Origin of the sequence: Tateyamaria sp. ANG-S1 (assembly GCF_000814025.1) — a bacterium.
Taxonomy (GTDB): Bacteria; Pseudomonadota; Alphaproteobacteria; order Rhodobacterales; family Rhodobacteraceae; genus Tateyamaria.
In genome coordinates this window covers 638,758-665,000 of sequence record NZ_JWLL01000005.1, presented here as the reverse complement: position 1 = coordinate 665,000, position 26,243 = coordinate 638,758, and the positions used below count along the sequence as shown (strand labels likewise).

General features: G+C 60.1%; 25 protein-coding genes and 1 tRNA gene. 12 read left to right on the top strand and 14 right to left on the bottom strand.

Features of this window, described 5'->3' with window-relative positions:
- Positions 1-786 precede the first annotated feature (786 nt).
- Positions 787-1,389: a protein-methionine-sulfoxide reductase heme-binding subunit MsrQ gene (msrQ, locus tag RA29_RS10575; RefSeq protein ID WP_193743512.1), complete on the bottom strand. Its 603-nt coding sequence runs from the start codon at positions 1,387-1,389 to the stop codon at positions 787-789.
- Between the two features lie 29 nt (positions 1,390-1,418).
- Here msrQ and RA29_RS10570 point away from each other — a divergent pair, with 29 nt between their 5' ends.
- Positions 1,419-1,820 carry a DUF2306 domain-containing protein gene (locus RA29_RS10570; protein WP_039685589.1) on the top strand — a complete coding sequence of 134 codons (402 nt, stop codon included), beginning with the start codon at positions 1,419-1,421 and terminating at the stop codon, positions 1,818-1,820.
- On the opposite strand, the gene msrP is transcribed toward RA29_RS10570, so the two are convergent.
- Both msrP and RA29_RS10560 read right to left on the bottom strand, forming a co-directional pair.
- Positions 1,814-2,722 (bottom strand): protein-methionine-sulfoxide reductase catalytic subunit MsrP, encoded by a 909-nt coding sequence (gene msrP / locus RA29_RS10565; protein WP_039685580.1) that lies wholly within the window; start codon positions 2,720-2,722, stop codon positions 1,814-1,816. The two genes, RA29_RS10570 and msrP, sit on opposite strands and share 7 nt — an antisense overlap.
- Positions 2,723-2,794: 72 nt before the next feature.
- Positions 2,795-4,258: an FMN-binding glutamate synthase family protein gene (locus RA29_RS10560; protein WP_241462588.1), complete on the bottom strand. Its 1,464-nt coding sequence runs from the start codon at positions 4,256-4,258 to the stop codon at positions 2,795-2,797.
- A 277-nt stretch (positions 4,259-4,535) separates the two neighbouring features.
- Between RA29_RS10560 and RA29_RS10555 the strand changes: the two genes are divergently transcribed.
- From RA29_RS10555 to RA29_RS22845, 3 genes are all read left to right on the top strand, one after another.
- Positions 4,536-5,024: a fasciclin domain-containing protein gene (locus tag RA29_RS10555; protein ID WP_039685567.1), complete on the top strand. Its 489-nt coding sequence runs from the start codon at positions 4,536-4,538 to the stop codon at positions 5,022-5,024.
- 100 nt (positions 5,025-5,124) lie between these two features.
- Entirely contained in the window at positions 5,125-5,967 is an 843-nt protein-coding gene (locus tag RA29_RS21890; protein WP_052249589.1) for a ParB/RepB/Spo0J family partition protein, read from the top strand.
- A gap of 571 nt (positions 5,968-6,538) precedes the next feature.
- The gene (locus RA29_RS22845) at positions 6,539-8,206 is read left to right on the top strand and encodes a hypothetical protein (protein WP_152612984.1); all 1,668 of its coding nucleotides are present in this window, start codon (positions 6,539-6,541) and stop codon (positions 8,204-8,206) included.
- Positions 8,207-8,530: 324 nt separating this feature from the next.
- Here the strand turns inward: RA29_RS22845 and clpB are convergent, their stop codons facing one another.
- Positions 8,531-11,146 (bottom strand): ATP-dependent chaperone ClpB, encoded by a 2,616-nt coding sequence (clpB, locus tag RA29_RS10540; RefSeq protein WP_039685563.1) that lies wholly within the window; start codon positions 11,144-11,146, stop codon positions 8,531-8,533.
- A 442-nt stretch (positions 11,147-11,588) separates the two neighbouring features.
- On the opposite strand from clpB, the gene RA29_RS21885 reads away from it, so the two are divergent.
- The gene (locus RA29_RS21885; protein ID WP_152612983.1) at positions 11,589-11,900 is read left to right on the top strand and encodes an orotidine 5-phosphate decarboxylase; all 312 of its coding nucleotides are present in this window, start codon (positions 11,589-11,591) and stop codon (positions 11,898-11,900) included.
- A gap of 194 nt (positions 11,901-12,094) precedes the next feature.
- Positions 12,095-12,811, top strand: coding sequence for an orotidine-5'-phosphate decarboxylase (pyrF, locus tag RA29_RS10530; RefSeq protein WP_152612982.1), 717 nt, complete (start codon positions 12,095-12,097; stop codon positions 12,809-12,811).
- Positions 12,812-13,038: 227 nt separating this feature from the next.
- On the opposite strand, the gene RA29_RS10525 is transcribed toward pyrF, so the two are convergent.
- Entirely contained in the window at positions 13,039-13,464 is a 426-nt protein-coding gene (locus RA29_RS10525) for an NUDIX hydrolase (protein WP_039686002.1), read from the bottom strand.
- Between the two features lie 54 nt (positions 13,465-13,518).
- Here RA29_RS10525 and RA29_RS10520 point away from each other — a divergent pair, with 54 nt between their 5' ends.
- The gene (locus RA29_RS10520) at positions 13,519-14,772 is read left to right on the top strand and encodes a DNA polymerase IV (RefSeq protein WP_039685559.1); all 1,254 of its coding nucleotides are present in this window, start codon (positions 13,519-13,521) and stop codon (positions 14,770-14,772) included.
- A 3-nt stretch (positions 14,773-14,775) separates the two neighbouring features.
- Here the strand turns inward: RA29_RS10520 and RA29_RS10515 are convergent, their stop codons facing one another.
- Positions 14,776-15,636 carry an N-formylglutamate amidohydrolase gene (locus tag RA29_RS10515; RefSeq protein WP_039685557.1) on the bottom strand — a complete coding sequence of 287 codons (861 nt, stop codon included), beginning with the start codon at positions 15,634-15,636 and terminating at the stop codon, positions 14,776-14,778.
- Positions 15,637-15,785: 149 nt separating this feature from the next.
- On the opposite strand from RA29_RS10515, the gene RA29_RS10510 reads away from it, so the two are divergent.
- Both RA29_RS10510 and ykgO read left to right on the top strand, forming a co-directional pair.
- Positions 15,786-15,860 (top strand) — tRNA-Val (locus tag RA29_RS10510).
- 107 nt (positions 15,861-15,967) lie between these two features.
- Positions 15,968-16,093: a type B 50S ribosomal protein L36 gene (gene ykgO, locus RA29_RS10505; protein WP_039685556.1), complete on the top strand. Its 126-nt coding sequence runs from the start codon at positions 15,968-15,970 to the stop codon at positions 16,091-16,093.
- 684 nt (positions 16,094-16,777) lie between these two features.
- Here ykgO and RA29_RS10500 read toward each other — a convergent pair.
- Positions 16,778-17,836, bottom strand: a complete 1,059-nt coding sequence (locus tag RA29_RS10500) for a sodium-dependent bicarbonate transport family permease (protein WP_039685554.1) — start codon at positions 17,834-17,836, stop codon at positions 16,778-16,780.
- A gap of 96 nt (positions 17,837-17,932) precedes the next feature.
- Here RA29_RS10500 and RA29_RS10495 point away from each other — a divergent pair, with 96 nt between their 5' ends.
- From RA29_RS10495 to RA29_RS10485, 3 genes are all read left to right on the top strand, one after another.
- On the top strand, positions 17,933-18,796 hold the full coding sequence (locus RA29_RS10495) for a LysR family transcriptional regulator (RefSeq protein WP_039685552.1): 864 nt from the start codon (positions 17,933-17,935) through the stop codon (positions 18,794-18,796).
- Positions 18,797-18,887: 91 nt separating this feature from the next.
- Positions 18,888-19,763 carry a glutathione-dependent disulfide-bond oxidoreductase gene (gene yghU / locus RA29_RS10490; protein WP_039685550.1) on the top strand — a complete coding sequence of 292 codons (876 nt, stop codon included), beginning with the start codon at positions 18,888-18,890 and terminating at the stop codon, positions 19,761-19,763.
- Positions 19,764-19,983: 220 nt separating this feature from the next.
- Complete coding sequence (locus tag RA29_RS10485) at positions 19,984-20,463, top strand: hypothetical protein (RefSeq protein ID WP_039685548.1); 480 nt, start codon at positions 19,984-19,986, stop codon at positions 20,461-20,463.
- 10 nt (positions 20,464-20,473) lie between these two features.
- Here the strand turns inward: RA29_RS10485 and RA29_RS10480 are convergent, their stop codons facing one another.
- The 7 genes from RA29_RS10480 to RA29_RS10450 all read right to left on the bottom strand — a co-directional run bounded on the left by RA29_RS10480 (position 20,474) and on the right by RA29_RS10450 (position 26,193).
- Positions 20,474-21,097 carry an isochorismatase family cysteine hydrolase gene (locus RA29_RS10480; RefSeq protein ID WP_039685546.1) on the bottom strand — a complete coding sequence of 208 codons (624 nt, stop codon included), beginning with the start codon at positions 21,095-21,097 and terminating at the stop codon, positions 20,474-20,476.
- Positions 21,094-21,552, bottom strand: coding sequence for a MarR family winged helix-turn-helix transcriptional regulator (locus RA29_RS10475; RefSeq protein ID WP_039685544.1), 459 nt, complete (start codon positions 21,550-21,552; stop codon positions 21,094-21,096). The genes RA29_RS10480 and RA29_RS10475 overlap by 4 nt, the downstream gene beginning before the upstream one ends.
- An 86-nt stretch (positions 21,553-21,638) precedes the next feature.
- The gene (locus tag RA29_RS10470) at positions 21,639-23,243 is read right to left on the bottom strand and encodes an iron ABC transporter permease (RefSeq protein ID WP_241462587.1); all 1,605 of its coding nucleotides are present in this window, start codon (positions 23,241-23,243) and stop codon (positions 21,639-21,641) included.
- A gap of 232 nt (positions 23,244-23,475) precedes the next feature.
- Positions 23,476-24,681, bottom strand: a complete 1,206-nt coding sequence (locus RA29_RS10465; RefSeq protein WP_039685998.1) for an AMP-binding protein — start codon at positions 24,679-24,681, stop codon at positions 23,476-23,478.
- A gap of 5 nt (positions 24,682-24,686) precedes the next feature.
- Complete coding sequence (locus tag RA29_RS10460) at positions 24,687-24,974, bottom strand: hypothetical protein (RefSeq protein ID WP_039685543.1); 288 nt, start codon at positions 24,972-24,974, stop codon at positions 24,687-24,689.
- 1 nt (position 24,975) lies between these two features.
- Complete coding sequence (locus RA29_RS21880) at positions 24,976-25,356, bottom strand: cupin domain-containing protein (protein ID WP_052249586.1); 381 nt, start codon at positions 25,354-25,356, stop codon at positions 24,976-24,978.
- A 12-nt stretch (positions 25,357-25,368) separates the two neighbouring features.
- Positions 25,369-26,193 (bottom strand): ABC transporter ATP-binding protein, encoded by an 825-nt coding sequence (locus RA29_RS10450; protein WP_039685541.1) that lies wholly within the window; start codon positions 26,191-26,193, stop codon positions 25,369-25,371.
- Positions 26,194-26,243: the final 50 nt, after the last annotated feature.

Sequence of the window (26,243 nt, the reverse complement as noted above, 5' to 3'; positions counted from 1 at the left end):
GTTGTTGCCAACGTATCCTTGACGTTCGAACCTCTGCACATCATCCCGGCCGGCATGACCGGGATAGTCTCTGTTTGTTGTGCTTCAGGTTTCATAAGAAACCGGAAACCGTCCAAACAGTGAAGCTGACACTCTATCATCGGCCGAAGCCTAAGAGCGTGATATACAGACGTTGATCCATCGAAATGAACCAAACCGCCCACATATCTCTTCAGTTATCATCAATTTCAAAGAACGTAGAGACAAAAGAACTGAGATGCGCCGTATCTTCTTTGGCGCGCCCCGCCCAATCACCCCTGATTTAGTCTTGCGTCTCGTTGCCGTCTGTCTGCGTTTCCGCTTCCGTGTGGCCCGTCTGGCGCCCCGTTGGTGCATCTCTGCGCCGCCGGTGAGGGGGGTTCTACGGTTAGTGCGGGGTGCCCGCAAGTGCTTTTTTGAAGAAAACGCATTTTTTTCCAAAAAACCTTATTTTCCGTGAAAAAACATGGGTTTACGCAATCAAATTTCGCGAACCCAGGGTCAAATCGGCAGAAAATTACCCTGCTCCGCGACCTCCGTCATACGCCTGTCATCAATATATGGGGTTATCCACAGACCTATCCCCAAGACTCACAGGACTCACCCGACCAAATCGCCTGAATCGCCCGCGATTCACCCCGGTGACTCGCCCGAGTCATCCAAGTGAATCGCAAATTTTTCGAAATTTCCGGGTCGAGACCCCGATTCAGCCGCGATTCACCCCCGACTCGCGATGCAAGGATCGCCCTCAACCGGGCAAATCACCCTTCAGGCTGCCACTTTCTTGACCAGCGCAGGAACACGCAGCGCCAAAAGCCCCAAAATCACGCTCAGATAGGCCAATGGCTCCAACTGAAAGCCTTTGCTCAGCCAGATGAAGTGCACAGCCGACAGAGTCGCGATGGGGTAGGTCAGCAGATGCAGCCGCCGCCACGCAGCACCCAGCCGGCGCACCGACGCATTGTTCGATGTCACCGCCAACGGCACCATCAGGACAAAGGCGGCCATTCCTATTGTAATGTAGGGCCGCTTGATGATGTCCGCGATCACCCGGTCCAGCGTCTGCACATCGAGCACCGCCCAGACCAGCAGATGCAGCACCACATATATAAAGGCGAGCAATCCAACCGCGCGGCGGAACTTCAGCAGGTTCACACCGGCAAACCGGCGCAGGGGCGAGATACACAGACCCGCAATAACAAGCTGAAGGGCAATCTCGCCCAGCTCATGTTCAAGCGCCCGAATGGGCTCACGGCCCAGACCGCCAGTCTGTGCCATATAAAGAAGTACAGGGACCGGGATCAGCGCCACTATATATAAAGCCCATGTGGGAACACGCCGCGCCGTGCTATTGATGACATCAGCAATCATCACGCCGCCCGCACCATGCCGGAGGATACATGTCCCTCTCGCCCCTCCTGTCCGAAGGCTGGATCATCGCAAGCCACGCGCTGATGGCGCTGGCAGCACTGGGACTGGGCATATGGCAAATAGCGGGGGCCAAGGGCACACACCGCCATCGCACCGTCGGCTATATATGGTGTGCCCTGATGATGGGCGTGGCCGCGGGCAGCTTCTGGATCAACCACATCCAAATGTTCGGCCCGTTCAGCCTGATACATATATTGTCGGCCGCCGTGCTGCTCAGCGTGCCCATCGCTGTTCACGCCGCCCGTGCAGGCAAGATCGAAAGCCACCGCAAGAGCATGCAATCGCTCTTCGTCTTTGCGCTCATCATCACGGGCGCATTCACGTTGCTGCCGGGCCGCATAATGCATGATGTGGTGTTCGGCGTTCAATAGAACTTGGTCAGGTCCATGCCGTCATACAGGCCGGCCACTTCTTCTTCGTAGCCGTTGAACATCAGCGTCGGCTGGCGCTTGGCAAACAGGCCCCCACCGACAACACGTTCACTTGCCTGGCTCCAGCGCGGGTGATCCACTTCCGGGTTCACATTACTATAGAAGCCGTATTCCCGCCCGTTCGCCTTGTTCCAGCTGGTGGGCGGCTCATCCTCGGTCACGGTAATCCGCACAATCGACTTGATGGATTTGAACCCGTACTTCCACGGCACCACCAGACGCATAGGCGCGCCGTTCTGGTTCGGGATGGTCTTGTCATAAATGCCCGTCGCCATGATCGTCAGCGGGTGCATCGCCTCATCCATGCGCAGCCCCTCGACATAGGGCCAGTCCAGCGTGGGGAAGCGGACCCCCGGCATCTCGTCCGGGCGCAACGCAGTTTCAAAGGCGACGTACTTGCCCTCTTCCTGCACACCGGCCAGCGTCAGCAGGTCCGCCAGTTCAAACCCGTTCCACGGAATCACCATCGACCACGCCTCGACACAGCGGAAGCGATAGATGCGCTCCTCGATCGTCATCGCGTCCATGATCTGTTCCATGGAATAGTCGCCCGGATTGTCGACCAGCCCGTCGATGGCAACAGTCCACGGCTCGGTCGTCAGCATATGCGCATTGCGCGCCGGATCGCCCTTGCCGGTCCCGAACTCATAGAAGTTGTTATACTGTGTGATGTCTTCCCAGGAATTGGGCACCAGTTCCTCGGCACCCTCGCTGCGCGCCATGCCCGCCGCACCGATCAGCCCCAGGCCCATCGCCCCCGCCATGATCTGCCGACGGTTCATATATGCCGCCAGCGGCGTCGCGTCAGCGCGGGTCAGGGTGTTTTTCCAGCGGTGGGCCATTCACGTGTCTCCTGCGGTTTCACACATCATGCCACATAGATGGTGCAGAAAGCCTTCCAAAATGATATTCGCTCACGGCCTTGTCACCGGGTTGTAACTCGGGGTGATTTCGTTCAGCGCCCGCGACCGTCCATCATCCTGCACGATGCGCACATGACGGCGGCGCATCATCCGCGGCTCGGCCACGCCAACCGAATGCGCAATCGTCTCGACCTCGTGGATGATCTCGCTGGCGTAGCGAGTCACACGTTTTTCCTTATCCTCTACGACCAGCCCCTTCTGGAATCGCTTGTCATGGGTGGTGATCCCGGTGGGACATGTATTCTTGTTGCACTTCAGCGCCTGAATGCAGCCCAGACTGAACATAAAGCCACGCGCGGTGGTGACAAAGTCCGCCCCGGCGGCCAGGGCCCAGGCCACATCGCCCGGATTGACCAGCTTGCCAGAGGCAACAATACGAATGCGCTCCTTCAGCCCCGCCTGATCGCGCAGGTCCACGACAGTCACCAACGCCTCGCGAATGGACATGCCCACCAGATCAATCAGCGGCATGGGCGCGGCCCCGGTGCCACCCTCGCCCCCATCGACGGTAATAAAGTCCGGCGCACATTCCGCTCCGCGTGCATTGATAGTGGCAAACAGATCTGCAATCGGCGCCTCCGCCCCCACAACCGTCTTGATGCCCACAGGTTTGCCGCTGACCTCACGGATGTGACAAACCAGATCCAGCAGATCGTCCCAATCATCGACCTCGGCGTGCCGATTGGGTGAAATCCCATCCTGCCCCACGCGCAGCCCCCGGATCTTGGCAATCTCCTCCGTCACCTTCTCACCGGGAAGAATACCGCCCTTCCCGGGCTTTGCCCCCTGCGCCAGCTTGATCTCGAACATCCGCACCTGTTTATGCGCCGCCACCTCGCGCAGCTTGTCGTCGCTCAGGTTGCCCTCCTCATCCCTGACGCCAAACTTCGCAGTCCCGATCTGAAAAACTACATCGCAGCCGCCCTCCAGATGATAGGGGCTCAGGCCCCCCTCGCCCGTATTCATCCAGACGCCCGCCTCCTTCGCCCCACGGCTCAACGCCCGAACGGCGGGCTTGGATATGGCCCCGTAGCTCATCCCCGAGATGTTAAAGAACGACCGCGCCGTAAACGGTATCCGCGCGCCCTCCCCAATCACCATCGGCGCCGTCCGCGCATATTGATCAGCAAGCGGGGGAAAGGCTGCATTCACAAAGATCGGCGTGCCCACGACACTCAGGTTCCGGGTCGATCCAAAGGCGACAGTATTGCTCACCCCTTCACCCGACCGCTTGATCCACTCCCGCTGCGCCCGGTTGAACGGCAACTCCTCCCGGTCCATGGCAAAGAAGTACTGACGAAAGAACTCGCCCAAGGTCGAAAACAAATGCCGGAACCGGCCAATGACAGGATAGTTCCGCCGGATCGCATCATGGGTCTGCGCTCGGTCGATCACAAACATCACCAGCGCCACAGCCACGCCCAGACCAATGACAAAGAAAAACCCAAGGACCATCACCTCAAGCACGGACATCGCAAAACTCACCCCAAGCACCTCCTGTTCACATCCCGCCCACTCTGCAAAGCGACCGGAACACGCGCAAGCACCGGCAGTTTCCCGCCCCGCTTAACAAAACCGTGAGTGGAAATCGAAAACCGCCCCAGCTTAGGCAACGTCCGCCGATTTTCAAGATAACGTGGGAAAAATTTCCACGTGATCCAAATGCGCCCGACGCGCGTTCTTCCCACGATGCCGCCCAGCGGTCATCGAAACCTTTAATGGGAGAAACACTATGATCCGCAAGACACTTCTGGCCACCATCGCCACAGCCGCCTTCGCCACAGCCGCCGTCGCAGGCTCCGCCAAGAAAGACATCGTCGACACCGCCGTCAGCGCCGGCACGTTCGAAACACTGGTCGCCGCCGTGACAGCCGCCGACCTCGTCGACACGCTGAAAGGCGACGGCCCGTTCACCGTCTTCGCCCCCACGGATGAAGCCTTCGCAGCCCTGCCCGAAGGCACGGTCGAAGAGCTGCTGCTGCCCGAAAACAAGGACCAGCTGGTCGCCATCCTGACCTACCACGTCGTGCCCGGCAAAGTGATGTCGACCGACCTCTCCGACGACATGGAGGCAACAACGGTCCAGGGTGACGCAATCACCATCGACCTCGACAACGGCGTCATGGTCGAGCAAGCCAACGTGGTCTCCGCAGACATCGAAACCACCAACGGCGTGATCCACGTGATCGACCAGGTGATCCTGCCCGACACCAGCAGCTAAGCTGATCAGCAAGGGCCCCCCACCGCACGGGGGCCCTTCGCTCTGCGCAACACCGCGCCCCCGGCCCCATACTGCACACCAACCAGCAGATGAGGCCAACATGACCGACCCCCTCCACAACATCCCCCTGTCCGAGATCTTCGCCGACGCCCTCCCCCGCGACCGCGCCACGCAAGACCCGGAGGCACAGGCAGAACTCGAACACTCCATCCTCACCCACGGCCTGCGCCAACCGATCGAGGTCTGGCAACTCAGCCAACCGCAGGACGGGCACCGCTACGGCCTGATCTCCGGCCACCGCCGCCTCGCCGCGTGCCGCAGGCTCGGGCACGAAACAATCCCCGCCTTCCTCCGCAGCCCCCGCGACATCCCCGACGCACTCGCCGCCATGGTGACGGAGAACGAAATCCGCGCCCAAATCAGCCCATGGGAAAAGGGCAAACTCATCCTCGACTGCCTCCGCACCGGCCTCTTCGACAGCGAGGACGCAGCAATCGCCACCCTCTTCGGCCCCCTCTCGCGCCAGAAAAAGGCGCGGCTGCGGAGTATCACGCTGGTGGTCGAAATCTTCGACGGCGCCCTCGCCACCCCCGAACGGCTCTCCATCTCCCGCATCGAACGGCTGGCCTCGGCCCTGCGCGCGGGGTGGGAAGACCTCCTCTCCGACACCCTCCGGACTTCGGGAAGCGACACGCTCGCGGGTCAATGGTCCGCCCTCGAACCGGTCATCCACGAAGCGCTCAACCCCCAGAACGAAGACACCGCCCCCGGCACGCCAACAGCCCCCCGCCGCTCCATCAAATTCGCCCGCGGCCTGCAAATCCGGCGCGAGGTGACACGGTCCGGCTGGATCCTGAGGTTCTCCGGCCCCGAGGCCCGCGTCCCGGGCCTGATGGACGACGTGATGGAAACGATAGAGCGGCTTTTTGGGACAGAGGGGTAGCCTGTAGGGTGGGCATTCATGCGCGCCAACACCCCTCAAACCCGATCAAACCTCAGGCCGGTAGGGCGGGGTTCACCCCGCCGGGTTGGTGTCAGTGTTACGGCAGCTGGGCGCCGCGTAGCGGACTTTGCAGATTTTTGCAAAGTTCTGCTGCTGGCGGAGCTAAGCCGCTTTGGTCCTTGGTCCGAGGATGCTGCGAATGCAGGCCGGTATCCGTACCGTCCCAGCGCTAGTGAGCGCTACGTCCATGAGTATCGAGACAAAACTGCTCCTGTTGTTGAAGGTCCAAGGAATCTCGCTTGCTTAGCGCAAAATTGATGCGAACAGATTGAATTCCATTTTGGAAAGCCAGATGGCAACCAGATGACTCCGCTTGACCTTAACCCGCGCAACACTCAAGCTTACGGATAAGTGTCCATCAAATAGTTAGAGTATCTTGACCTTCCAGTTTTCAAATTCTTGGCCAAAGACGCCTAACGCAGATTTCTACCGATTGTTCGCGGAGCGAGTGATAGAGTTAACCTCACCAAAGACTATCGACACATACAGAATTCACGCGCTTTCCACTGTAATGAAGCTTCGTGAATTGTCGGTGAACTGCGGTAAAGTATTGAGTAAACAGGTTCCTAAAGTTGCACTAGAGCCGATTGTAAACGAAGTTGTCGAGGCACTGAAATCAGACAAAGTAGTGCACAAGATCCTCAGTAATAAAGGTGTACCGCTTTCCTCAGTGACCCCGAAATCTGATGAAACTACAGAGGAGATTCTTAGTAGGACGCGTTTGGCCATCTCGTTGATCACGCCATCATATAGCGAGACGTGTGAGAAAGTTATCTTGGAGAACTGTGGCACACAAGGTTCTAAGCGGAAACTGTTGCTCTTTACCAAGCTGTATATAGCGCATCTATGCGGGCAGCGGTTCCATCGCATGTTCATCCATGAAACGGCTATAGAGCACTTTACTAGGAAAACGATCAGTCGCTGTACAAGCGGACTACTGACCAAATTCTTCAACTACTTCACACTCGACAAGAACAGATATTTTACCGTCGCACTGTGTGGCTCTGCTACATACGTCAACTTCCTTAACGGCGTTTTTCAGTTGGAGACCTACGACGATGAGGTCGAATTAAAAGGCCAAACAAAGCTGAACATACCTTCAGATTTCGCTCAAGGAGACCGAAAGAAGATACTTCTCTTACCTGGAATCAGAGCGCCTGATCGCTTTTCCGCTGTCGTCTGGGCTGAGAAGTTGTTGGGGATATCTAGGTCTTTCTTGTTCGTTTTCCCATCTAGTCTAAAAGAGTCAATAGACAACGATGCTTATGTGTTTCATGGAAAATCTCTGATGGGCAAAAGAGTTGGTCGAAGATTGACACTCTCTGTTTCAACTTCACGTGCGACTCGACCGCAATCTGTTTCTTCCGCCGCAAAAGCTTTTAGTCGCTTTGCATTTGAAAATCGAAATGGCGGGCGTGGAGATGATGGGTTATTTAGAGCGCTCAACGCTGCAGCACTATCTGGGAGTTCACAAGATCCGGAAACTCAACTGATTACTTTGTGGTCAGCATTCGAAGCTTTGCTGCCTCAACCCACCAGAGATGAGAAGGGTACGGCCCGAATAGTTCATTTTTGTTCTTTAATCGTACCAGCGCTCGCAAGCAGTTACATACCAAACAAGTTCGAGTTTTTTGTAAAAAGCTTGGATAGAGCTAGAGCGAGATCGGTTCGTAAAATCATTGAAGCACATGGGCATGGCGACTCGGATGGCGAGAGGTTGGCATTTACATTGTCGGCTAGCGCAGATAACGCTCGTCTTGTTGCTTCTGCGCTAGACCAAAGTCCGCTTCTTATAAATCGTGTCAGCAATCTATATAACTTGAGTCAGAGCCCTACTGAAGCGCTTCGAAAGCTCAACGCAAATGAAGACAGGTTGATGTGGCAATTGCATAGAATCTATCGTGAACGCAACGACATTGTACACTCTGGAACATCGAGCCCATTTCTTCTACCTGTAACAGAGAATGCATTCTTTTACTTCAGAGTTTTGACCGCCAAGCTTGAATCGATTTATGCTCAGTTTGAAGTTACTGAGCCACACGGCGCGCTTCAGATCATAGCCGGCATTCAAAGCGAACTTAAGCAACAAGCTAGCAGAATTGTCTCAGACAGAGAAATATCGGAGGAACAGAAACGCCATAGCTTCATCGAATACCTGTTCAAAAAAAGAGCGATTTAGTGACCGCGGCTTTTGTCAGACTTACGGGTTCGCGAAAGCCGCTACCCGTAACTTTGTTAAGATTGTTCACACCCGTGGCGAAGGTCTGATTGCCGTCCTGTTTGCTGGGTAGTCTGGGCGCTGCGGCGTAGTGGATCATGTCCGCTTTGGGCTGTAACCGGACATGAACAGCTGTCAAAAACCGTGGTTTGGGAATACTAAAACACCAACCAAAACCCTAACAAATCCTAAATCCCCCTCTGTAACCCATTGAAGTCTATGGGGGCGTCGGGTGTCCCAGCGTGGGACACCCAGGTCCACGGCCCCATCCGGGGCCCGTGAAAATCAGTGCACGACCGCATCCTCTGGCCGGGGCCGATTGGTCCCCGAAACCCGGTCCCCAATGAGCAACCCATCAGGCCCAGCCGTCACCTCTACGGTCTCTCCATCCTTGATATCGCCAGCCAAAAGCATCTCCGCCAGCGGGTTCTGAAGCGCCGATTGGATCACCCGTTTCAAGGGCCGCGCCCCAAACACCGGGTCATACCCCTCATCCGCCAGCCAGGTCTTGGCCGCCTCATCAAGCGACAGCTCGATTTTCCGGGCCGCCAACCGCTTGAGAAGCCGCGCCATCTGGATATCCACGATCCCGTCCATATCCCCGCGCCCCAGCCGATCAAAGATGATCGTCTCATCCAGACGGTTCAGGAATTCAGGCCGGAAATGCGCCCGCACCGCGTCCATCACATCCCGCCGCGCCTGTGACGCATCCGCCCCATCCGGCAACTGGCTGAGCGCCTGGGCACCCAGGTTTGAGGTCAGGATAATCAGCGTTTGCTTGAAATCCACAGTCCGACCCTGCCCATCCGTCAGCACCCCATCGTCCAGAACCTGAAGCAGCACATTAAACACGTCCGGATGCGCCTTCTCGACCTCATCGAACAGCACCACCTGATAAGGCCGGCGCCGCACCGCTTCGGTCAGCACACCCCCCTCATCATAACCCACATATCCCGGAGGCGCCCCGATCAGCCGCGCCACCGCGTGCTTTTCCATAAATTCCGACATGTCGATGCGGACCATCGCGCTGTCATCGTCAAACAGAAACTCGGCAACCGCCTTGGTCAGCTCTGTCTTGCCCACACCGGTTGGCCCAAGAAACAGGAACGAGCCCAAAGGCCGGTTCTCATCATTCAACCCCGCCCGCGCGCGGCGCACGGCATTGGCAACGGCGCGCACAGCACTGTCCTGCCCGATCACGCGGTTGTGGAGCTGATCCTCCATGCGCAACAGCTTCTCACGCTCGCCTTCCAGCATCTTGGACGTGGGAATACCCGTCCACCGCTCAACCACGCTCGCGATCTGCTCGGGGCGCACAGCCTCGGCCACCATGGCATCCGTCTCAGCCCCCTCGGCCTCGCCCAGCTTGCGTTCCAGATCAGGGATCACGCCGTAAGACAGCTCACCCGCCTTGGCGAGATTGCCCTCGCGCTTGGCGATGTCCAGAGCCGCCCGCGCATGGTCCAGCTGTTCCTTGATGTCGCGCGCCGAGGCCAGCTTGTCCCGCTCACCCTGCCACTGCGCCGTCATCTCGGCACTGCGTTCCTGCAGGTCGGCGAGGTCCTTTTCCAGCGTCTCGAGACGGTCCTTCGACGCCTGATCGTCCTCCAGCCGCAGCGCCTCAACCTCGATCTGCATCTGCAAAATCTGCCGGTCGAGTGCATCCAATTCCTCGGGCTTGGAGTCGACCTCCATCCGCAAACGCGACGCCGCCTCGTCCACCAAGTCGATGGCTTTATCCGGCAAGAAACGGTCGGTAATGTAGCGATGCGAAAGCGTCGCCGCTGTCACCAAGGCGCTGTCCGATACCCGCACCCCGTGGTGCAATTCGTACTTCTCTTTAATCCCGCGCAAAATGCTGATCGTGTCCTCGACCGTCGGCTCAGCAATCATCACCGGCTGGAAGCGACGGGCGAGAGCAGCGTCCTTCTCAACATACTTGCGGTACTCATCGAGGGTGGTCGCCCCCACACAGTGCAACTCACCGCGCGCCAGCGCCGGTTTAATCAGGTTGGCCGCATCCATTGCGCCATCGGTTTTGCCCGCGCCGACAAGGGTGTGCATCTCATCGATGAACAGGATGATCTCACCCGCGGCTTCGGTCACTTCGGTCAGCACGGCCTTCAGCCGCTCTTCAAACTCACCGCGATACTTCGCACCGGCGATCAGCGCGCCCATGTCGAGGGCCAAGAGCCGCTTATTGCGCAAACTCTCCGGCACGTCGCCATTCACGATGCGCAGGGCCAGCCCCTCGGCAATGGCGGTCTTACCCACACCCGGCTCACCGATCAGTACAGGGTTGTTCTTGGTCCGACGGCTCAGCACCTGCATGGCGCGGCGGATTTCCTCGTCGCGGCCGATGATCGGGTCGATCTTGCCCGCCTCGGCGCGCTCGGTCAGGTCCATCGCGTATTTCTTCAGCGCGTCATAGCCTTCCTCGGCACTGGCACTGTCGGCAGTGCGACCCTTCCGGATGTCGTTGATGGCGGAATTCAGGGCCTGGGGGTTCACCTTTCCGGCTCCCAGCGCGTCCTTGGCACCGGATTTCACCATACCAAGCGCCATCAGCACCCGTTCGACCGGCACAAAACTGTCACCCGCTTTCTTGGCCAGCGCTTCAGCCTCGGCCAGCACCTTGGCGGTCGCGTTGTCCAAATAGACCTGCGCGGCATCGCCTGTCACCTTGGGCATCTTGGCCAGCGTCTGATCTACATGGGTCAGCACGCGCGACGGATCACCGCCTGCGCGGGTGATCAGGTTGGAGGCGAGGCCCTGCTCGTCATCCATCAACGCTTTCAGCAAATGTTCGGGGGCAAGCCGCTGGTGACTTTCGCGGGTTGCAATCGTTTGGGCCGCTTGGACAAAGCCGCGCGACCGCTCCGTGAACTTGGACAAGTCCATGGGTCATTTCTCCTTTTCAGCGCCCAGTGGGGCCCGCGCCCTCTCGGAGGCACACGGGCCATCGGGCCTATGAATGACAGATGGGTAAGAGGGTGCCGTTGCACAAGTGCCACAGGCCCAAAATCGGGGTGGTTTTAGCGGCATACGCAGACGGCAAAAGTCCCGAACAAACTCACGCATTTGCTTCACAACCATACGGACACCTCACAATTTTTAGCAAAAACGCGCCGATTCAAAGGCTTAGCGAAAGCACGAATATCCATACGCCGCCGTAAAGAAAAAGTTAACAATTTCAGAATCTTGAGGGATTTCAAAGCCGAAGGCAGAAACGCAAACGCACGGCCCCGTGACTCGTCGTGACGGATTTTCCCCCTGAAAACCCGGAACCGCCTACCCATGTCGTAAGTTGTACGAGCAGAACCACAACATGTAGGTGATCAAAATGCAGACTGTTCCGTTGCAACTGAGCGATGTAATCTACAACGCCGCCACGCAGTCTTTCGAAGCTCTCGTGACCGTACACGACACGGACGGGGCACACAGCTACGCCTGCGCCATCGACGCGCCCATCACCATGGCATTCGAAGACGCCGCCGCAGGGTTGGCGAAACAGGCCATGCGGCGCCACACCTACGGACAGCGCAGGGCCACACCTTTGCCCGCCGCCCATGCGCCGCGTCGCGCCAATCGGTTGGCCGGTCTGCGCCGCATGACCATCGACAAATTCGCAACGCTGCGCCCGCGCGCAGCCTGAGTTCCCTCGTTTCGTCGCTGGACCCGCATCGCGCTTTTCTGTCCCCTGCGCCATGCATCACGACGAAACCAAGACAGAGACGGGTGCCTGCCTGCTAAGTCTCTGACACTGGCCCGGATGCCACGCGCATCCGGGCTTTTTTTCCGCTCGCACCTGCCCTACACCCTGCCCAGATCATGCGCGGGGGACGGACAATGGCAGATGACAGGTTGATCGTGGCAATGGACGTGCCGCATGCGGTGGCAGGTCTGCAACTGGCCGACGGCTTGGGCGACAGCGTGAGCTTCTACAAGATCGGGCTGGGGATGCTCACCGGGGGCGGTCTGGCGCTTGCCAACGAACTGAAACAGGAACGCGGCAAGCGCATCTTTCTGGACATGAAATTGTTCGACATCGGTGCCACGGTCGAGGCTGCGGTGCGGGGTCTTGCGCAATTTGACCTCGACTTTCTGACCGTCCATGGCGATCCGCACGTGGTCCGCGCGGCCAAGGAAGGGGCGGCAGGCAGCAACCTGAAAATCCTAGCCGTCACCATCCTGACGTCCCTGGACCGTCAGGACCTGGATGACAGTCTGATCCAACCGGGCGACATCGGTGATCTGGTCAGCGAACGGGCCGGGCGCGCGTTCGAGGCGGGGGCAGATGGTGTCATCGCCTCTCCGCACGAAGCGGCCATGATCCGCGCCCTGCCACAGGCGGAACACCGGCTGATCGTGACGCCGGGTGTGCGGCCTGCCGGGGCCGATCTGGGCGATCAAAAGCGAGTCGCAACGCCTGCAAGTGCCATCGCCAACGGCGTCGATCACATCGTTGTCGGGCGTCCCATCTGGAAATCTGCCAGCCCAAAAGCGGCCGCCGAGGCGATTTTGGCAGAAATGCTTAGTCCGCAGGCACACTCTCCAAACCACTGACAACGCGCGGCTTTTCGGGCTTGTCCACATGAATTGATGCGATTGTGGATCAATAAATTGTGCCATTTAGGCAACGAAACACCGTATATTGGATAGTTTGGAATTCCGTACTCGGCAGATTCCCTCAAAAGTGGTACCTTACCCAAGGTGATACTCCCCGACGGACCGGCTCTTCCTGAGGTTCGTCACCTCCCCCCGCTTAGCGCGGGGGGCTTTATGTCAGGCCCCTAAAATTCCGCAGACCGCACGCCCGCCAGGTAATCGCGCAGGCGCGGCTTGAACAGCGGGACCACCATGTCGTGATCAAGGAAGGTCTGCACATCCATCAGATCCCATGCCTGTCCTTCGTCCCCGAGCGCAATGTCCTGCGCGGTTTCTGCGGGCACATGAGCCGCAAAGAACCACGTGATGTTGCCGCTGGTCGCACCGTAGTCGCGGCCCCAGCGGACGATACCGGGATCAATCGCAAGGTTCAGTTCTTCCTGCGTTTCGCGCAGCGCACATTGCAGCGGGGTTTCCCCCTCTTCCCAGCCACCGCCCGGCAAGTCCCAGTAGTTGGGCCACTTCATGTTGGGGCCGTCATCGCGCAGCATTGTGGCCAGGCGATCGCCGACAAAGAGGGCCAGTTTCGCACCGCTGATTGGTCTGCCCATGTTCAATCCCTCGTCGATTTGATACATCGACAGCACTAGCTACAAAGCCACCCCATGCCCAGCCTATGCCGTGATTGCCTGACGACGTTTGCAGCGGGAAACCGCTGCCCGTCCTGCGGTGCACCACGCGTGGTCAGCCACCCCGAGCTGTTCGATCTGTCCATCGCGCATATGGACTGCGATGCGTTCTACGCCTCGGTCGAAAAGCGTGACGACCCGAGCCTTGAGGGCAAGCCGGTGATCATCGGCGGCGGGCGACGCGGGGTGGTGTCCACCGCCTGCTATGTGGCCCGCATCCGCGGCGTGCGCTCGGCTATGCCTATGTTCCAGGCGCTCAAGCTCTGCCCCGAAGCCGTAGTGATCAAGCCGCGCATGGACGCCTATGTCGAAGCCTCCCGCGCGATCCGCGCCATGATGGAGGAGCTGACCCCCGCTATTGAGCCCCTGTCGCTGGACGAGGCGTTTCTGGACCTCACCGGCACCACCCGCCTGCACGGCGCGCCCCCCGCTGTGATGCTCGCGCGGCTGGTCAAACGGATGCGCGACGAGTTGGGCCTCACCGGCTCCATTGGTCTGTCACACAACAAATTCCTGGCCAAGTTCGCCTCCGACCTCGAAAAACCGCACGGTTTTTCAATCATTGGTGCCGCGGAAACCACCGACTTCCTGCGCGACAAACCCGTGCGCCTGATCTGGGGCATCGGCCCTGCGGCCCAACAATCGCTGGAAAAGGCAGGTATCCGCACCTTTGCAGACCTTCTGCGATGGGAGCAGACGGACCTCGTCGCGCGCTTCGGCTCCATGGGCGACCGGCTTTGGAACCTTGCACGGGGGCAAGACGCCCGGCGCGTGACCCGCAACGCGCCGATGAAGTCCATCAGCAACGAAACCACCTTTGGCGAGGACACGAACGACCCCGATATCCTCGACGGTCACCTCTGGCGGATGGCGGACAAGGTGGCGAGCCGCGCCAAGGCCAAGGGCATCGCGGGCCGCGTGGTGACACTGAAACTCAAGCGCCACGACCACTCATCGCTCACCCGCCGCGTCTCCCTGCGCGATCCTGCGCAACTGGCGGACACGATCTACCGCACCGCGCGCGGGCTGTTTGATCAGGTAGGGGACGAAGGACCCTACAGGCTCCTGGGCTGCGGCATCTCGGACCTTGTGGATGCGGACAGCGTGCAGGCGTCGGGCGACCTGCTCGACCCCGGCGCACGTCAAAGGGGCGAGGCGGAACGCGCCGCCGATGCCATCCGCGACCGGTTTGGGCAGGATGCGATTGTCAAAGGGCGCGCGCTGCGCTGACGCTTATTCAGCAGCCAGCGGCATACGGGTTTGGCCAAAGGTCGACAGCTCCGCCACCACAGAACGCAGCCGCTCGCGCACCTCATCGAAGTCCGCATTGGGTGTGACAGCGCGCTCGTTCATATAAAGGGAACGGTCAATCTCAACCTGCACCGCGTGCTGGTTGCGCGATGGACGGCCATAGGCTTGCGTAATGTACGCCCCGGCAAAAGGCGCATTCCGCGCCACAGTAAAGCCTGCGGCGGCAAAGGCCGCCTCGACCATATCCACGACCTCGGCCCCGGCAGCGGCCCCGAACCGGTCACCCAGAACCACGTCGGGCCGCTTGCGGGTGCCTTGTGCGATGCCGTCCATGGCCTCATGCGGCATCGAATGGCAATCGATCAGAACAGTCATCCCATGGTGTTGGTGCGCCCCGTCCAGCAGCTCTTGCAGGATCGCGTGATAGGGCCGCCAATATAGATCAATGCGCCGCTCTGCCTCGCGCATGGGCAGCTTCCCGCGATAGATCACGCGGCCATTTGCGACCACGCGCGGGATCACACCCAGACCGCTGGCGATGCGGGGGTTATGGCCCTGACGGCGCACGCCTTCGATCAGGGCCGGGTCCAACTCGTCCGCGCTGCGGTTCAGGTCGACAAAGGCGCGCGGCGCGCCCGCGGTCAGCAGCGGGGCCCCATAGTGCGGCGCCGTGTCAAACAGCTTGTCCACAAACGCATCTTCTGACGAGCGGATGGTCTTTTCATCCAGCACAGTCCGGCGCAGGAAACTCCACGGGTAATCGCGACCCGAATGGGGCGATGCAAACACGACGCACGATGTGCGGCGCTCGGGGTGCAGAACTTCGTATGCGACCTTTGGCATGGCCCCTCCTCTGGCGTCCAACATAGCCCGAGAAACGGGAAAGCCAAAAGCCCTTGATCCTCTGTTCGACTCCTTTTATACGCCCCCTCACCCGGCGTGGATTCCAGCGTCCACGCACCTGTGGACAAGGCATTCGGGACGGTCAGAGTGGGCGATTAGCTCAGCGGTAGAGCACTTCGTTGACATCGAAGGGGTCACAAGTTCGATCCTTGTATCGCCCACCACTCATTCCGCCAACCGGGGCAACCCGCACGGCACCATACACCAGCGCAGATGCGCTAAACTGCAACCCGGCGCTGCTTCGCGCCATGAAACATGAGGAAGAAGCGCCATGAAGGTTCGCAACTCGCTCCGTTCGCTCAAGAACCGGCACCGTGATTGCCGTATCGTGCGCCGCAAGGGCCGTGTGTACGTCATCAACAAGACGCAGCGCCGGTTCAAAGCCCGCCAGGGCTGAGGTCATATCGATAGACTTAAAAAAGCCGCTCCATCCGGGGCGGCTTTTTTCGTCAGCAATCGGCACCACGAAAGTCGTGCATCGCCAGACCGCGGGATGGCGATCCAAAGCCAGTTCGATTCACTTTATGGCAGCTAAGTACATCTTCGATCCGAAGAATGCGCCTCCATCAACCAAACCGCCAGCCCGGGGAGCGGTCTGGCGATGCACGGCGCCTTCGGCTTGATTCCGTGCTGGCAAGGAACAGCAAACACATCGCAATCAAAGCCAACCTGCGCAAACGCTCAGACAAACATCCGAGTTTACAAACCGGAAATCCACCCGCTATCCGAGTTGCATGTCAAAGTTCTTAGCCATTGCACACGCATTGAAAGAAAACGGCTGGACCGTCACTGCACTTCAACTCGAAAGCGACTGTTGGTGGGCAAAGGAAATATGGCATCTACGCTCGGAATGGTCGCCGCAAGGCCAAGAGTTATTCCTGAGCTTGTTGCTCGACCCTGTAGCCGCCTATGATCCAAACAGATCTTCGGACTCCGACGTATGGGCTGTCGCGTTGAGTAAGGAAAAACCAACGACACGTCCATTGAGCGGCATCCAAGTCGCGCGAAAGCTAAAAGAGCGAGTCGCCGAGATTGTCACCTCGGCAAACTCAATGCGTTTTCAGGACGAAGTTACGCAACCTCAAAACCCGATGAAGTAATCCGCCAGCGCCATGAACAGCGGGATGCTCAGGATGGCCACCGGCGTGCCCAGCCCCGTGGACGTGCCGACGTAAGCCGACGGGTTCGCCTCGGGCAGTGCTGCGCGCATCGTAGGCGGGCCAGAGATGTCAGAACTCGACGCCGCCATAATCGACAACAGCACCACTCCGCCCGCCGAAAAGCCCGTCAGATGGTGCGCGATCAGGCCAGCACCAAATCCCAGCCCACCGTGCACCAGCGGTGCTGTCAGACCGTAGAACAGGTAGGCATGCGCCACACCCTTCAGTTCCGACAGCCGCGACCATGCCTCGATCCCCATGATCAGCATCAGCACGGACAACAACCCCCGGAACAGCGGCTCGTAGAAGCTGGCATAGACCGATTCAGGCCGCGCAAAGAGCCCAAGCGCCAAGCCCAGCAGCAGCGCCGAAATCGCAGGGGACCGCATCGTATCAACCAAGATACCCTTGATCAGACCCCGCTCCACCGCCGGGCCGCCCGTGCCGCCACCGCCCATGGTGATGGTCCCGCCCTGCACATTGGCTGTCTCCGCCTTGCGCGCAGCAGCGAGCCGCGCCAGCACAATGGCCGTCACCAAGGCAGCCACGTCCATGAACGGATAAAGCGCACCGATGAACCCTTCGTATGCGATGCCTTCGTCATCCAGCACCGCCATACCAGCCGCGAGGGTCGAGGCGGACACCGCACCAAACAAACCCACCGTGGCTGTGGCGTCCAACTGCGACACCCCCCGCCACTTGGACAGCGTGAAGCGCCCGAGCACAACAATCGCGATCCCCAACGCCGCCGCAAGCAGCGCGGGCACCGCCAACTCCACGAAATTCGCCTCACGCACCGAAATCCCGGCACCGATGCCCACCTTGAGCAGCAGCAGAACGACGATAAACTTGTAAATCGGTTCAGGGATCTCGAACTTGCTGCCCAAAGCAGCCAGCACCATCCCCCCGATCAGAAAGGCGAGCGTCGGCTTTTGCAACTGCGCCAGAATGGTCGAAACAATCTCGGTAATGATATCCATGACACGCCTCTCCTGTGGTCCGAGGCGTGATGTAGCGGCGGGCTTGGGAGATAAAAAATATAACTATTGCGAAAAATCGTTCTATATTCTGAATGTATGGATACGCTGAATTACCACCACCTCCGCTATTTCCGGGCCGTCGCGCACGAGGGCAACCTGACCCGTGCTGCCGAAAAGCTGAACCTGTCGCAATCCGCTTTATCCACCCAAATCAAAGCCTTGGAGGCGCGGTTGGGCCACGCCCTCTTTGACCGCATCGGGCGTCAGTTGAAGCTGACCGAGGTGGGGCGCATCGCCCTTGACCATGCCGACCGCATCTTTGGCACCGGGCAGGAGTTGATCGAGACGCTGAACCGCAGCGCCGCCCACGCCCCGCCCCTGCGCGTTGGCGCGCTATCCACGCTCTCGCGCAACTTCCAGATGCAGTTCCTGCGGCCCATCCTCGACCACCCTGAAGTCGACATCGTGTTGAAGTCCGGCCAGAACACACCCCTGCTGCGGTCCCTCGAAGAACTGGCACTTGATGTCGTCCTGACCACGGATGCGCCCACCAGCGCCGCGGGCTCGGACTTTATCGCGCACCGGCTTGCCGGGCATGCCGTCAGTCTACACGGTCGGCCCGAACGGATGGACCACCCGTCGCTTGCCGACCTATTGAGCAGGGAGCCCGTGATCGTGCCCACCGAAAGCGCGATCCGAACCGGGTTCAACCGGCTTACCGCGCGGCTTGGCCTGCAACCGCGCATCATCGCTGACGTGGACGACATGGCGATGGTGCGCCTGCTTGCCCGTGATGGCGTGGGCCTCGCCCTTGCGCCGGACATCGTGCTGGCGGACGAGATCGCGTCCGGCCAACTGGTCACGGCCCCATTCAACACCGGGGTCACAGACACGTTCTATGCGGTCACGACGCGGCGCAGCTTTCCGCATCCGATGCTCGCAACACTGTTACCTGACTGACCCCTGTGCATCACGGCACAACGTCGCCCCTTGCCCCTGCCGGTACGTGTCATACCCTTGGGCGAACGACTGAAATTGAAAGGCTTCCGACATGAGCGATCCCACCTACACGCCCCCCGCCAAATGGACATGGGACGCAGAATCCGGGGGCAAGTTCGCCTCGATCAACCGCCCTATTGCGGGTCCGACCCACGACAAGGCGTTGCCCGTCGGCAAGCATCCCTTCCAGCTTTACTCGCTCGCGACGCCCAATGGCGTGAAAGTCACCATGATGTTCGAAGAGTTGCTGGCCGCGGGCGTCACCGATGCCGAGTATGACGCCTGGCTCGTAGACATTGGAGAAGGCGACCAGTTCGGCTCGGGCTTCGTCGGTGCCAACCCCAACTCCAAGATCCCGGCCCTTATCGACCGGTCCGGTAACAAAGAACTGCGCGTCTTTGAAAGTGGGTCGATCCTGATCCACCTGGCCGAGAAGTTCGGGAAATTCCTCCCCGCCTCCGGCCCGGCCCGGACAGAAACGCTCAACTGGCTGATGTGGCAGATGGGCTCGGCCCCGTTCCTGGGCGGCGGGTTCGGTCACTTCTATGCCTATGCGCCCGAGAAATACGAATACCCCATCAACCGCTACGCGATGGAGAGCAAGCGGCAGCTGGATGTGCTGGACCGCGAACTGGCGGAGAAACCTTTCATCGCAGGCGATGACTACTCCATTGCGGATATGGCGATCTGGCCTTGGTACGGGCAGCTTTGCCTGGGTCGGCTTTACAGCGCGGCGGAGTTCCTCGACGTCGAGAGCTATACCAACCTGCTGGCCTGGGCTAAGAAGATCGACGAACGTCCCGCGACACTGCGGGGGCGGATGGTGAACCGGGCGTTTGGGGAGCCGGAATTGCAGCTTCACAATCGCCATGATGCGTCTGATTTCGACACGCAAACGCAGGACAAGATCGGGGCCAAGGAGGAGTGAGAGGCATTTGTCCCCGCGGGGACAGGCTGTTCGGTCCGGTCATCTGATCTTTATCGCTGTGTGAAACAGCAACGAAACCAAGGCGCTGCCGCATCGCACGGTGCGGTAGCGCATTTTAACCAGTGGCGCGGCACCCTCGTGCCTGACGGGGCCCGGTCGGTTGCCGGGGGCGAAAGGCAAGCTAGGTCAAAGGCATCTTAGTTGATCGGAGACTTGTCCCATGCGCGCTGTCCTTCTCGCCCTTTCGGTTGTTGTTCCCTCCGCCGCCGTGGCAGACCTGATGGTCAGCTTTCGCGATGGCGCACCAAAGGACCGCTTCACCCTCAGCTATGATGGAGCCTGTGCGCTCGACCGGCTGGATGTACAGATCGACCTTGGCGCGGCACCGGCTGGGTTGATCTTTGACACCACGGCGGCGGGTGCCGGGGTCGAAGTGTTCCAGCCCCTGGAATGGGTGTCGGGCACGGCAAGCACCTCTGAGATCAGGGATGGCGATACCTTTCTGTCGCTGTCACTGGACGACGTGCAACCCGGCGCGACATGGGCCTTTACCGTGGACATCGACGACACGACAAGCGTGCGGCAGATCACCGTGGATGGCTCGGAAATGGCAGGCGCGGTTCTGAGAGCTGAGGGGCAAGCCGCTTCATTCGATGCGTCGGGCGTGGCGACGGTGCAGTTGGCAAACTGCCTGTCGTAACGCGGGCGTTTTACCCCAGCGCGACACCTGCATGGCGGAGACGATCCTCTGACTTGGCTGTTGATGCCGCCGCAAGCGTGCCTTGTGTGATGACCTCGACATCATAGCCCCGCTGCCGCGCCGCGAGCGCCGTTTTTAGGACGCAGTAGTTGAAGTCGAGCCCGACAAGCCGGAGCCGTCCGACATTGAGATCCGCCAGCAGGGGCTCCAGCGCACCCGTTTCGAATGAATCCTGCACCCGCTTGACCAGGATATGCTCGGCAAGGTTTGCGAAGGGCGCGGCCAGTTCAGTCCCCGGCGTGCCAGCGACCGCCTGCCCCTTCATCAGCAAACGGGCGATGGCCTTGGTCGACGGGATCGACCATTCCTGACGCATCGCGATGACCGGCATACCTTGCGCCTTGGCGTTGGCCACCTCGTTCAGGATAGCGGATTCGGCTTGTGCCTTGGCGTCGTCAGCATAGGGGCCATGGTCCCAGAACACGGTTTGCAGGTCGATCATCAACACTGCCGTTCGGGACCGGTTCCCGATGGGATCGCCCTGGCTGACTGCACCGATACGCCGAATGCCAACGCCCAGCCAAAGAACTGCGGCCAGCGCGAACGCTGCCGCGATGTAGCCCACGAGTGTCATGTCCCGGCACTTTCTTCCCTGAGCCGTTCTGTCAGCATCCGCACAACGCGCAACGCAGTCGATATGTCATCCGAGGGCAGATCGGCACCGATAGTCTGCAACAGCGCCATCTCCCGCTCAATCACCTGCGCAATCAGGGCGCGCCCTGTATCGGTCAGGGCCAGAAGCGGCGACCGTTTGTGCCTTGGATTGGGGCACTGCCGTGTCAGCCCGGAGGTCAATGTCTCGTTCACCATGACCTGCACGTACTGGCGCTTGATGTCCAACCGCGCCGCGATGTCGGGCACGGTCATGTCGCCCTCGGCGTGCAGCACCTCCAGCACGGCCCGCATCCGCACGGTCAGGTCGGTGTCCGCCAGCCCCTGTTCAACGGCAGCCTCGGCCGCCTGCATCAAGGGGCGGGACATCCAGACGATCTGATAGAGTTCACTGTTCTGCATAGTGACAATATACATGTCATGTTGACATTATACTTGTCAATATGGCTTTGATGCAGTGAGACTGTGGAGCCGATAGCCCTCCATCAAATCCGATTGGGTGTTTAGCGCTTTCCGACTTGGCGACAGATCAGGATCACCGGCAGCAGGCCCACGGCCACGATCACAAGGCTGGGCACCGCCGCACCGTTCAACCGCTCGTCCGAGGCAAGACGGTACGCCTGCACAGCAAGCGTATCGTAGTTGAAGGGGCGCATGATCAGCGTGGCCGGCAGTTCCTTCATCACGTCGACGAAGACGATCAGCAGGGCCGTCAGCAAGCTCGGCGTCAGGATCGGCAAGTGGACACGGCGCAGGGTGGCAAAGGGCCCCTTGCCCAGCGACCGGCTGGCGGCGTCCATGTTGGCGTGGACCAGCGCCTGCCCGCCTTCGTAGGCACCGAGCGCCGCAGCAAGAAAGCGGACCATGTAGGCAAAGACAAGGAGCCAGATGGAGCCCGTGATCAGCAGCCCGGTCGAGATGTCAAAGGTGCTGCGCATCCAAGCATCCAGCGCGTTGTCAAAGGCCGCGAAGGGCACAAGCAGGCCCACCGCAATGACACCACCCGGCACCGCGTATCCCAGCCGCGCGATATAGGCCGCGATGGTCGAGGACCGTCCGGGGCGGCTGCGCAAGTAGTAACCCACGGTGATCGCCGCCACGAGAGTAAGCCCCGCCGCTGTCGAGGCGAGCACCAATGAGTTGCGGATGAAACCGAGGTAGCGAGTACTCAGCAGATCCTGTTCCGATCCTATCCCCATGTTGAAAAGCGCGATGATCGGGAAGATGGCCCCAAAGAAAACCGGCACGGTGCAAAGCGCGATGGCGCCGGTCGCGTACCACCCTGTCAACGTCAGGGGTGGATGGTGGCGCTGGCCCCGGCTGGGGTCATGGTACTTGGCCTGCCCCCTTTGCGTCCGCTCCAGCACGGCGAGCAGAAGCGCAAAGCTGAGCAGGCAGAGCGCCAGTTGCGCCGCACCCGCCCGGTCACCCATTGAGAACCAGCTGGTATAGATGCCGGTGGCAAAGGTCTGGACCCCGAAATAGGCCACTGTGCCAAAGTCAGCGATGGTTTCCATCACCGCCAGAAGCACACCCGCCGCGATAGCTGGACGCGCAAGTGGCAGGCTGACCCGAAAGAACGCGGCCAGCGGGCGCGAGCCCAGCGCCCGCGCCGCCATGAAGGTCGAGCCGCTTTGCTGGATGAACGCCGCCCGGCTGAGCAGGTAGACATAGGGGTAGAGGACGAGCACCAGCATCGCTGCCGCTCCGCCCAGACTGCGAATCTCCGGGAACCAATAGTCGCGTGGTCCCCAGCCCATGACACTGCGCAGCGTCGTTTGCAAGATGCCCGGGTGGTCGAGGATATGGGTATAGGCATAGGCCAGCACGTAGGCCGGGAAAGCGAGCGGCAGGACCAGCGCAATCTCGAACAGGCGTACGCCGGGAAACCGTGTCATCGTCACGAGCCATGCCGCTCCGGTGCCGATGGCGAAAGTGCCGACCGACACCAACAATACCAGCAGCAGCGTGTTGCCCGTGTACCGCCCAAGCACAGTGCTGATCAGGTGCTGTACGGTGTCCGTCCCGCCCGTCGCGGCGGCGAGCGCCACCGCCACCATCGGCAGCAGGCAGATGAGCGCCACCAGCCAACCGAGGACCGGCAGCACCCGCGGTGCCGCACTGCGCGGGGCGTCGGACTGGAAGAAGGAAGTAAGCGCCACGTGTGTTCCTGTTTATGGACCTTCGGCGTTATCTTACGTTTTCGCTCGGGTTTCCAGTGTTTCGATGGGCGGAGGACACCTCCGCCTTACTTGGCCTGTGAGAGACGGCCGTCGTTGGAGGGGGGGGCCAGCCCCCCGGCTGCGCCTCCCCCCGGAGTTTATCCGGCAAGATGAAGGATCAGTCGTAGCTGCGCTGGTCTTCGATCACGAGGCCGTCTTTGGGCAGGGAGCCAGGGGCGTGAAGCTCGATCGTGCCTTTGAGCTTGAGCGTGTCCGCAATTGACTTTGCGTAAGCGTCTGCAGTGTCGTTGGGGCTTTCGATCTGCACCGTCATCGCGTCTTGCTCGCCTTCTCGGGTGGCGATGACGCGGGCACGGGTGATCTCATCATGCTTCGCGACAAGGGCCGCGACCTGTTCAGGACGCACGAACATGCCCTTGATCTTGGTCGTCTGGTCCGCGCGGCCCATCCAGCCCTTGATCCGCATATTCGTACGGCCGCAGGGGCTGTGGCCCGGCAGGACCGCACTCATGTCGCCCGTGGCGAAGCGGATCAACGGATAGTCGGGGTTGAGAGATGTGACAACGACCTCGCCCACCTCGCCCGGTGCGACCGGATCGCCGGTGCCGGGGGTGACGATTTCGACGATCACCCCTTCGTCCACGATCATCCCTTCGAGCGCGGCGGATTCGTAGGCGATGTTGCCGAGGTCCGCCGTTGCATAGGACTGCATACAGGTGATGCCGCGGTCCTTGTACTCCCGACGGAGCGAGGGGAAGAGGGCACCGCCACCGACAGCGGCCTTGGTGATCTTGAGGGACACACCCATCTCTGCGGCTTTGTCGAGGATGATCTTTAGATAGTCAGGCGTACCGGCATAGGCCGTGGTGCCGACATCGCGCGCCGCCTGCACCTGCAACTCGGTTTGCCCCGTTCCGGCGGGCAGAACCGTCGCACCAACCGCCCACGCGCCGTTTTCAAAGATCATGCCCGCAGGCGTCAGATGGTAGCCAAAGCAGTTCTGCACGATGTCGCCCGGCCCGAAACCCGCAGCATGCAGGAAGCGCCCCATGCGCCACCAATCGTGGCTGATGCCGCCCGGCTCATAGATCGGACCGGGGGACTGGAAGACATGGGCGATGTTTGACACCGGAATACCACCGAAGGGCGGCTTTTCCGCCTGCCACTTCGCCAATTCGGATTTGCGCAGGACCGGCAGGTGGGCAAGGTCATCGAGGTATTTCAGCTTACCGATCTCGGGCAGACAGCTGCCTTCTGCGGCAGCTATGCGCGCCAGATTGGCATTCACCGCCTCAAGCTGCGCCGCATGACGCGCGTCGGACGAGCGCGTTTCCAGATCATCATAATACACTTTGTCCAACATCTCTTTCATACCGCCCTGATCTGTTGCGGACCTTTGACATCGAGGCGCTCAATCTCGCCCCGCACTTCCATTTCAAGCTTCACCGTCACCACATGCCAGCCGAGCTTGCCCAGCTTTTCCAACGTCTCCGGGTCAAGCCGCTCGCCCACCGCATCCTTCAGCGTCATCGCCTTGATCGGCCCGTCCGCCAGCGTATCGAGGATCGCACCGCGCACCGCGTCGAACTTCCACGCCGGGATGTTCGTGACCCCATCGCGCCCTTCGGCGGGGGTGCGGCAGGCGACCTTGTCCATATCAGTTGGCCAGAACCGTCAGCGGTTCATTCTTGCGCACAACAAATGTGGTGATCGCCACCATCGGCGCGTCGCCCACATTGGTCAGACCGCCATGTACCTGCCCCTCGGGGAAGTAGAGCGGTGTGCCCACGGCGAACTCGACGATGTTGCCATTGGGCGCTTCGGCGCGCGCATCCGTCACAACCACCGTGTGTTCGTCACCCGGATGGGTGTGCAGCGGAATTGTCGCCCCGACCGGCACTGTCAAACGGTACACAACCACCTCCATCGTATCCGATCCCGGCACGGCAGCGCGGCGGATTTCTTCGCGCGCGATCTGCTGCGCCCAAGCGGTGCCCGCCATCAAAAGAGCGATTGCGGTCAGAACAATTCGTTTCATGCCAAAACTCCCTTAGCTCAGCCACCGCTTGCGACGGCGATAGGACCGCACATCGCGGAAGGACTTGCGCCCTTCGTCCGACATGCCGAGGTAGAATTCCTTTACATCCGGGTTCTCGCGCAACTCGGCGGCAGGGCCGTCCATCACGACGCGACCGCTTTCCAGGATATAACCGTAATGGGCAAAGCGCAGGGCGACGTTCGTGTTCTGCTCGGCCAGAAGGAAAGTCACACCCTCATTCTCGTTCACCGATTTCACGATGCCAAAAATCTGTTCCACCAGTTGCGGCGCCAGTCCCATCGACGGCTCGTCCAGCAGGATGGTTTCAGGCTTCGACATCAACGCCCGGCCAATCGCCGTCATCTGCTGCTCACCGCCCGAGGTATAGCCTGCCTGTGACTTCCGCCGCTCCTTGAGCCGTGGGAAATAGTCATAGACCATCTCAAGATCGGCGGCGATCGCACCCTTGCCATCGCTGCGTGTATAGGCCCCGGTCATCAAATTCTCTTCAACCGTCAGATGTTCGAAGCAATGACGCCCCTCCATCACCTGCACGACGCCGCGTTTCACAAGGTCAGCCGGATCCATCTCAGCCGTATTGGTCCCATGATAGGTGATCGAACCCTTGGTCACTTCACCGCGTTCGCTCGCCAGCAATCCTGAGATCGCCTTGAGAGTGGTCGTCTTGCCCGCGCCATTGCCACCCAGCAGCGCCGTGATGCCACGTTTCGGCACCTTCAGGCTCACGCCCTTCAACACGAGGATCACATGGTTGTAGATCACCTCGATATTGTTGACCTCAAGAACGGTCTCGGTCTGAACCTCGGCATCCAGCATGGGTCACCTTCATTGTTCCAAAAATATGTAATTCCCCGGCGGCAACAGGT

What these genes read in the sequence shown, in the direction of transcription:
- yghU (WP_039685550.1), top strand. Translation starts at nt 18,888, where the DNA reads ATGAGCGATCCCACCTACACGCCCCCCGCCAAATGGACATGGGACGCA.
- RA29_RS10570 (WP_039685589.1), top strand. Translation starts at nt 1,419, where the DNA reads ATGTCCCTCTCGCCCCTCCTGTCCGAAGGCTGGATCATCGCAAGCCAC.
- pyrF (WP_152612982.1), top strand. Translation starts at nt 12,095, where the DNA reads ATGGCAGATGACAGGTTGATCGTGGCAATGGACGTGCCGCATGCGGTG.
- RA29_RS10500 (WP_039685554.1), bottom strand. Translation starts at nt 17,836, where the DNA reads ATGGATATCATTACCGAGATTGTTTCGACCATTCTGGCGCAGTTGCAA.
- RA29_RS10475 (WP_039685544.1), bottom strand. Translation starts at nt 21,552, where the DNA reads ATGTATATTGTCACTATGCAGAACAGTGAACTCTATCAGATCGTCTGG.
- RA29_RS21890 (WP_052249589.1), top strand. Translation starts at nt 5,125, where the DNA reads ATGACCGACCCCCTCCACAACATCCCCCTGTCCGAGATCTTCGCCGAC.
- RA29_RS10460 (WP_039685543.1), bottom strand. Translation starts at nt 24,974, where the DNA reads ATGGACAAGGTCGCCTGCCGCACCCCCGCCGAAGGGCGCGATGGGGTC.
- RA29_RS22845 (WP_152612984.1), top strand. Translation starts at nt 6,539, where the DNA reads ATGAAGCTTCGTGAATTGTCGGTGAACTGCGGTAAAGTATTGAGTAAA.
- RA29_RS21885 (WP_152612983.1), top strand. Translation starts at nt 11,589, where the DNA reads ATGCAGACTGTTCCGTTGCAACTGAGCGATGTAATCTACAACGCCGCC.
- RA29_RS10450 (WP_039685541.1), bottom strand. Translation starts at nt 26,193, where the DNA reads ATGCTGGATGCCGAGGTTCAGACCGAGACCGTTCTTGAGGTCAACAAT.
- msrQ (WP_193743512.1), bottom strand. Translation starts at nt 1,389, where the DNA reads ATGATTGCTGATGTCATCAATAGCACGGCGCGGCGTGTTCCCACATGG.
- RA29_RS21880 (WP_052249586.1), bottom strand. Translation starts at nt 25,356, where the DNA reads ATGAAACGAATTGTTCTGACCGCAATCGCTCTTTTGATGGCGGGCACC.
- RA29_RS10555 (WP_039685567.1), top strand. Translation starts at nt 4,536, where the DNA reads ATGATCCGCAAGACACTTCTGGCCACCATCGCCACAGCCGCCTTCGCC.
- ykgO (WP_039685556.1), top strand. Translation starts at nt 15,968, where the DNA reads ATGAAGGTTCGCAACTCGCTCCGTTCGCTCAAGAACCGGCACCGTGAT.
- RA29_RS10525 (WP_039686002.1), bottom strand. Translation starts at nt 13,464, where the DNA reads ATGGGCAGACCAATCAGCGGTGCGAAACTGGCCCTCTTTGTCGGCGAT.
- msrP (WP_039685580.1), bottom strand. Translation starts at nt 2,722, where the DNA reads ATGGCCCACCGCTGGAAAAACACCCTGACCCGCGCTGACGCGACGCCG.
- RA29_RS10520 (WP_039685559.1), top strand. Translation starts at nt 13,519, where the DNA reads ATGCCCAGCCTATGCCGTGATTGCCTGACGACGTTTGCAGCGGGAAAC.
- clpB (WP_039685563.1), bottom strand. Translation starts at nt 11,146, where the DNA reads ATGGACTTGTCCAAGTTCACGGAGCGGTCGCGCGGCTTTGTCCAAGCG.
- RA29_RS10495 (WP_039685552.1), top strand. Translation starts at nt 17,933, where the DNA reads ATGGATACGCTGAATTACCACCACCTCCGCTATTTCCGGGCCGTCGCG.
- RA29_RS10485 (WP_039685548.1), top strand. Translation starts at nt 19,984, where the DNA reads ATGCGCGCTGTCCTTCTCGCCCTTTCGGTTGTTGTTCCCTCCGCCGCC.
- RA29_RS10560 (WP_241462588.1), bottom strand. Translation starts at nt 4,258, where the DNA reads ATGGTCCTTGGGTTTTTCTTTGTCATTGGTCTGGGCGTGGCTGTGGCG.
- RA29_RS10480 (WP_039685546.1), bottom strand. Translation starts at nt 21,097, where the DNA reads ATGACACTCGTGGGCTACATCGCGGCAGCGTTCGCGCTGGCCGCAGTT.
- RA29_RS10465 (WP_039685998.1), bottom strand. Translation starts at nt 24,681, where the DNA reads ATGTTGGACAAAGTGTATTATGATGATCTGGAAACGCGCTCGTCCGAC.
- RA29_RS10515 (WP_039685557.1), bottom strand. Translation starts at nt 15,636, where the DNA reads ATGCCAAAGGTCGCATACGAAGTTCTGCACCCCGAGCGCCGCACATCG.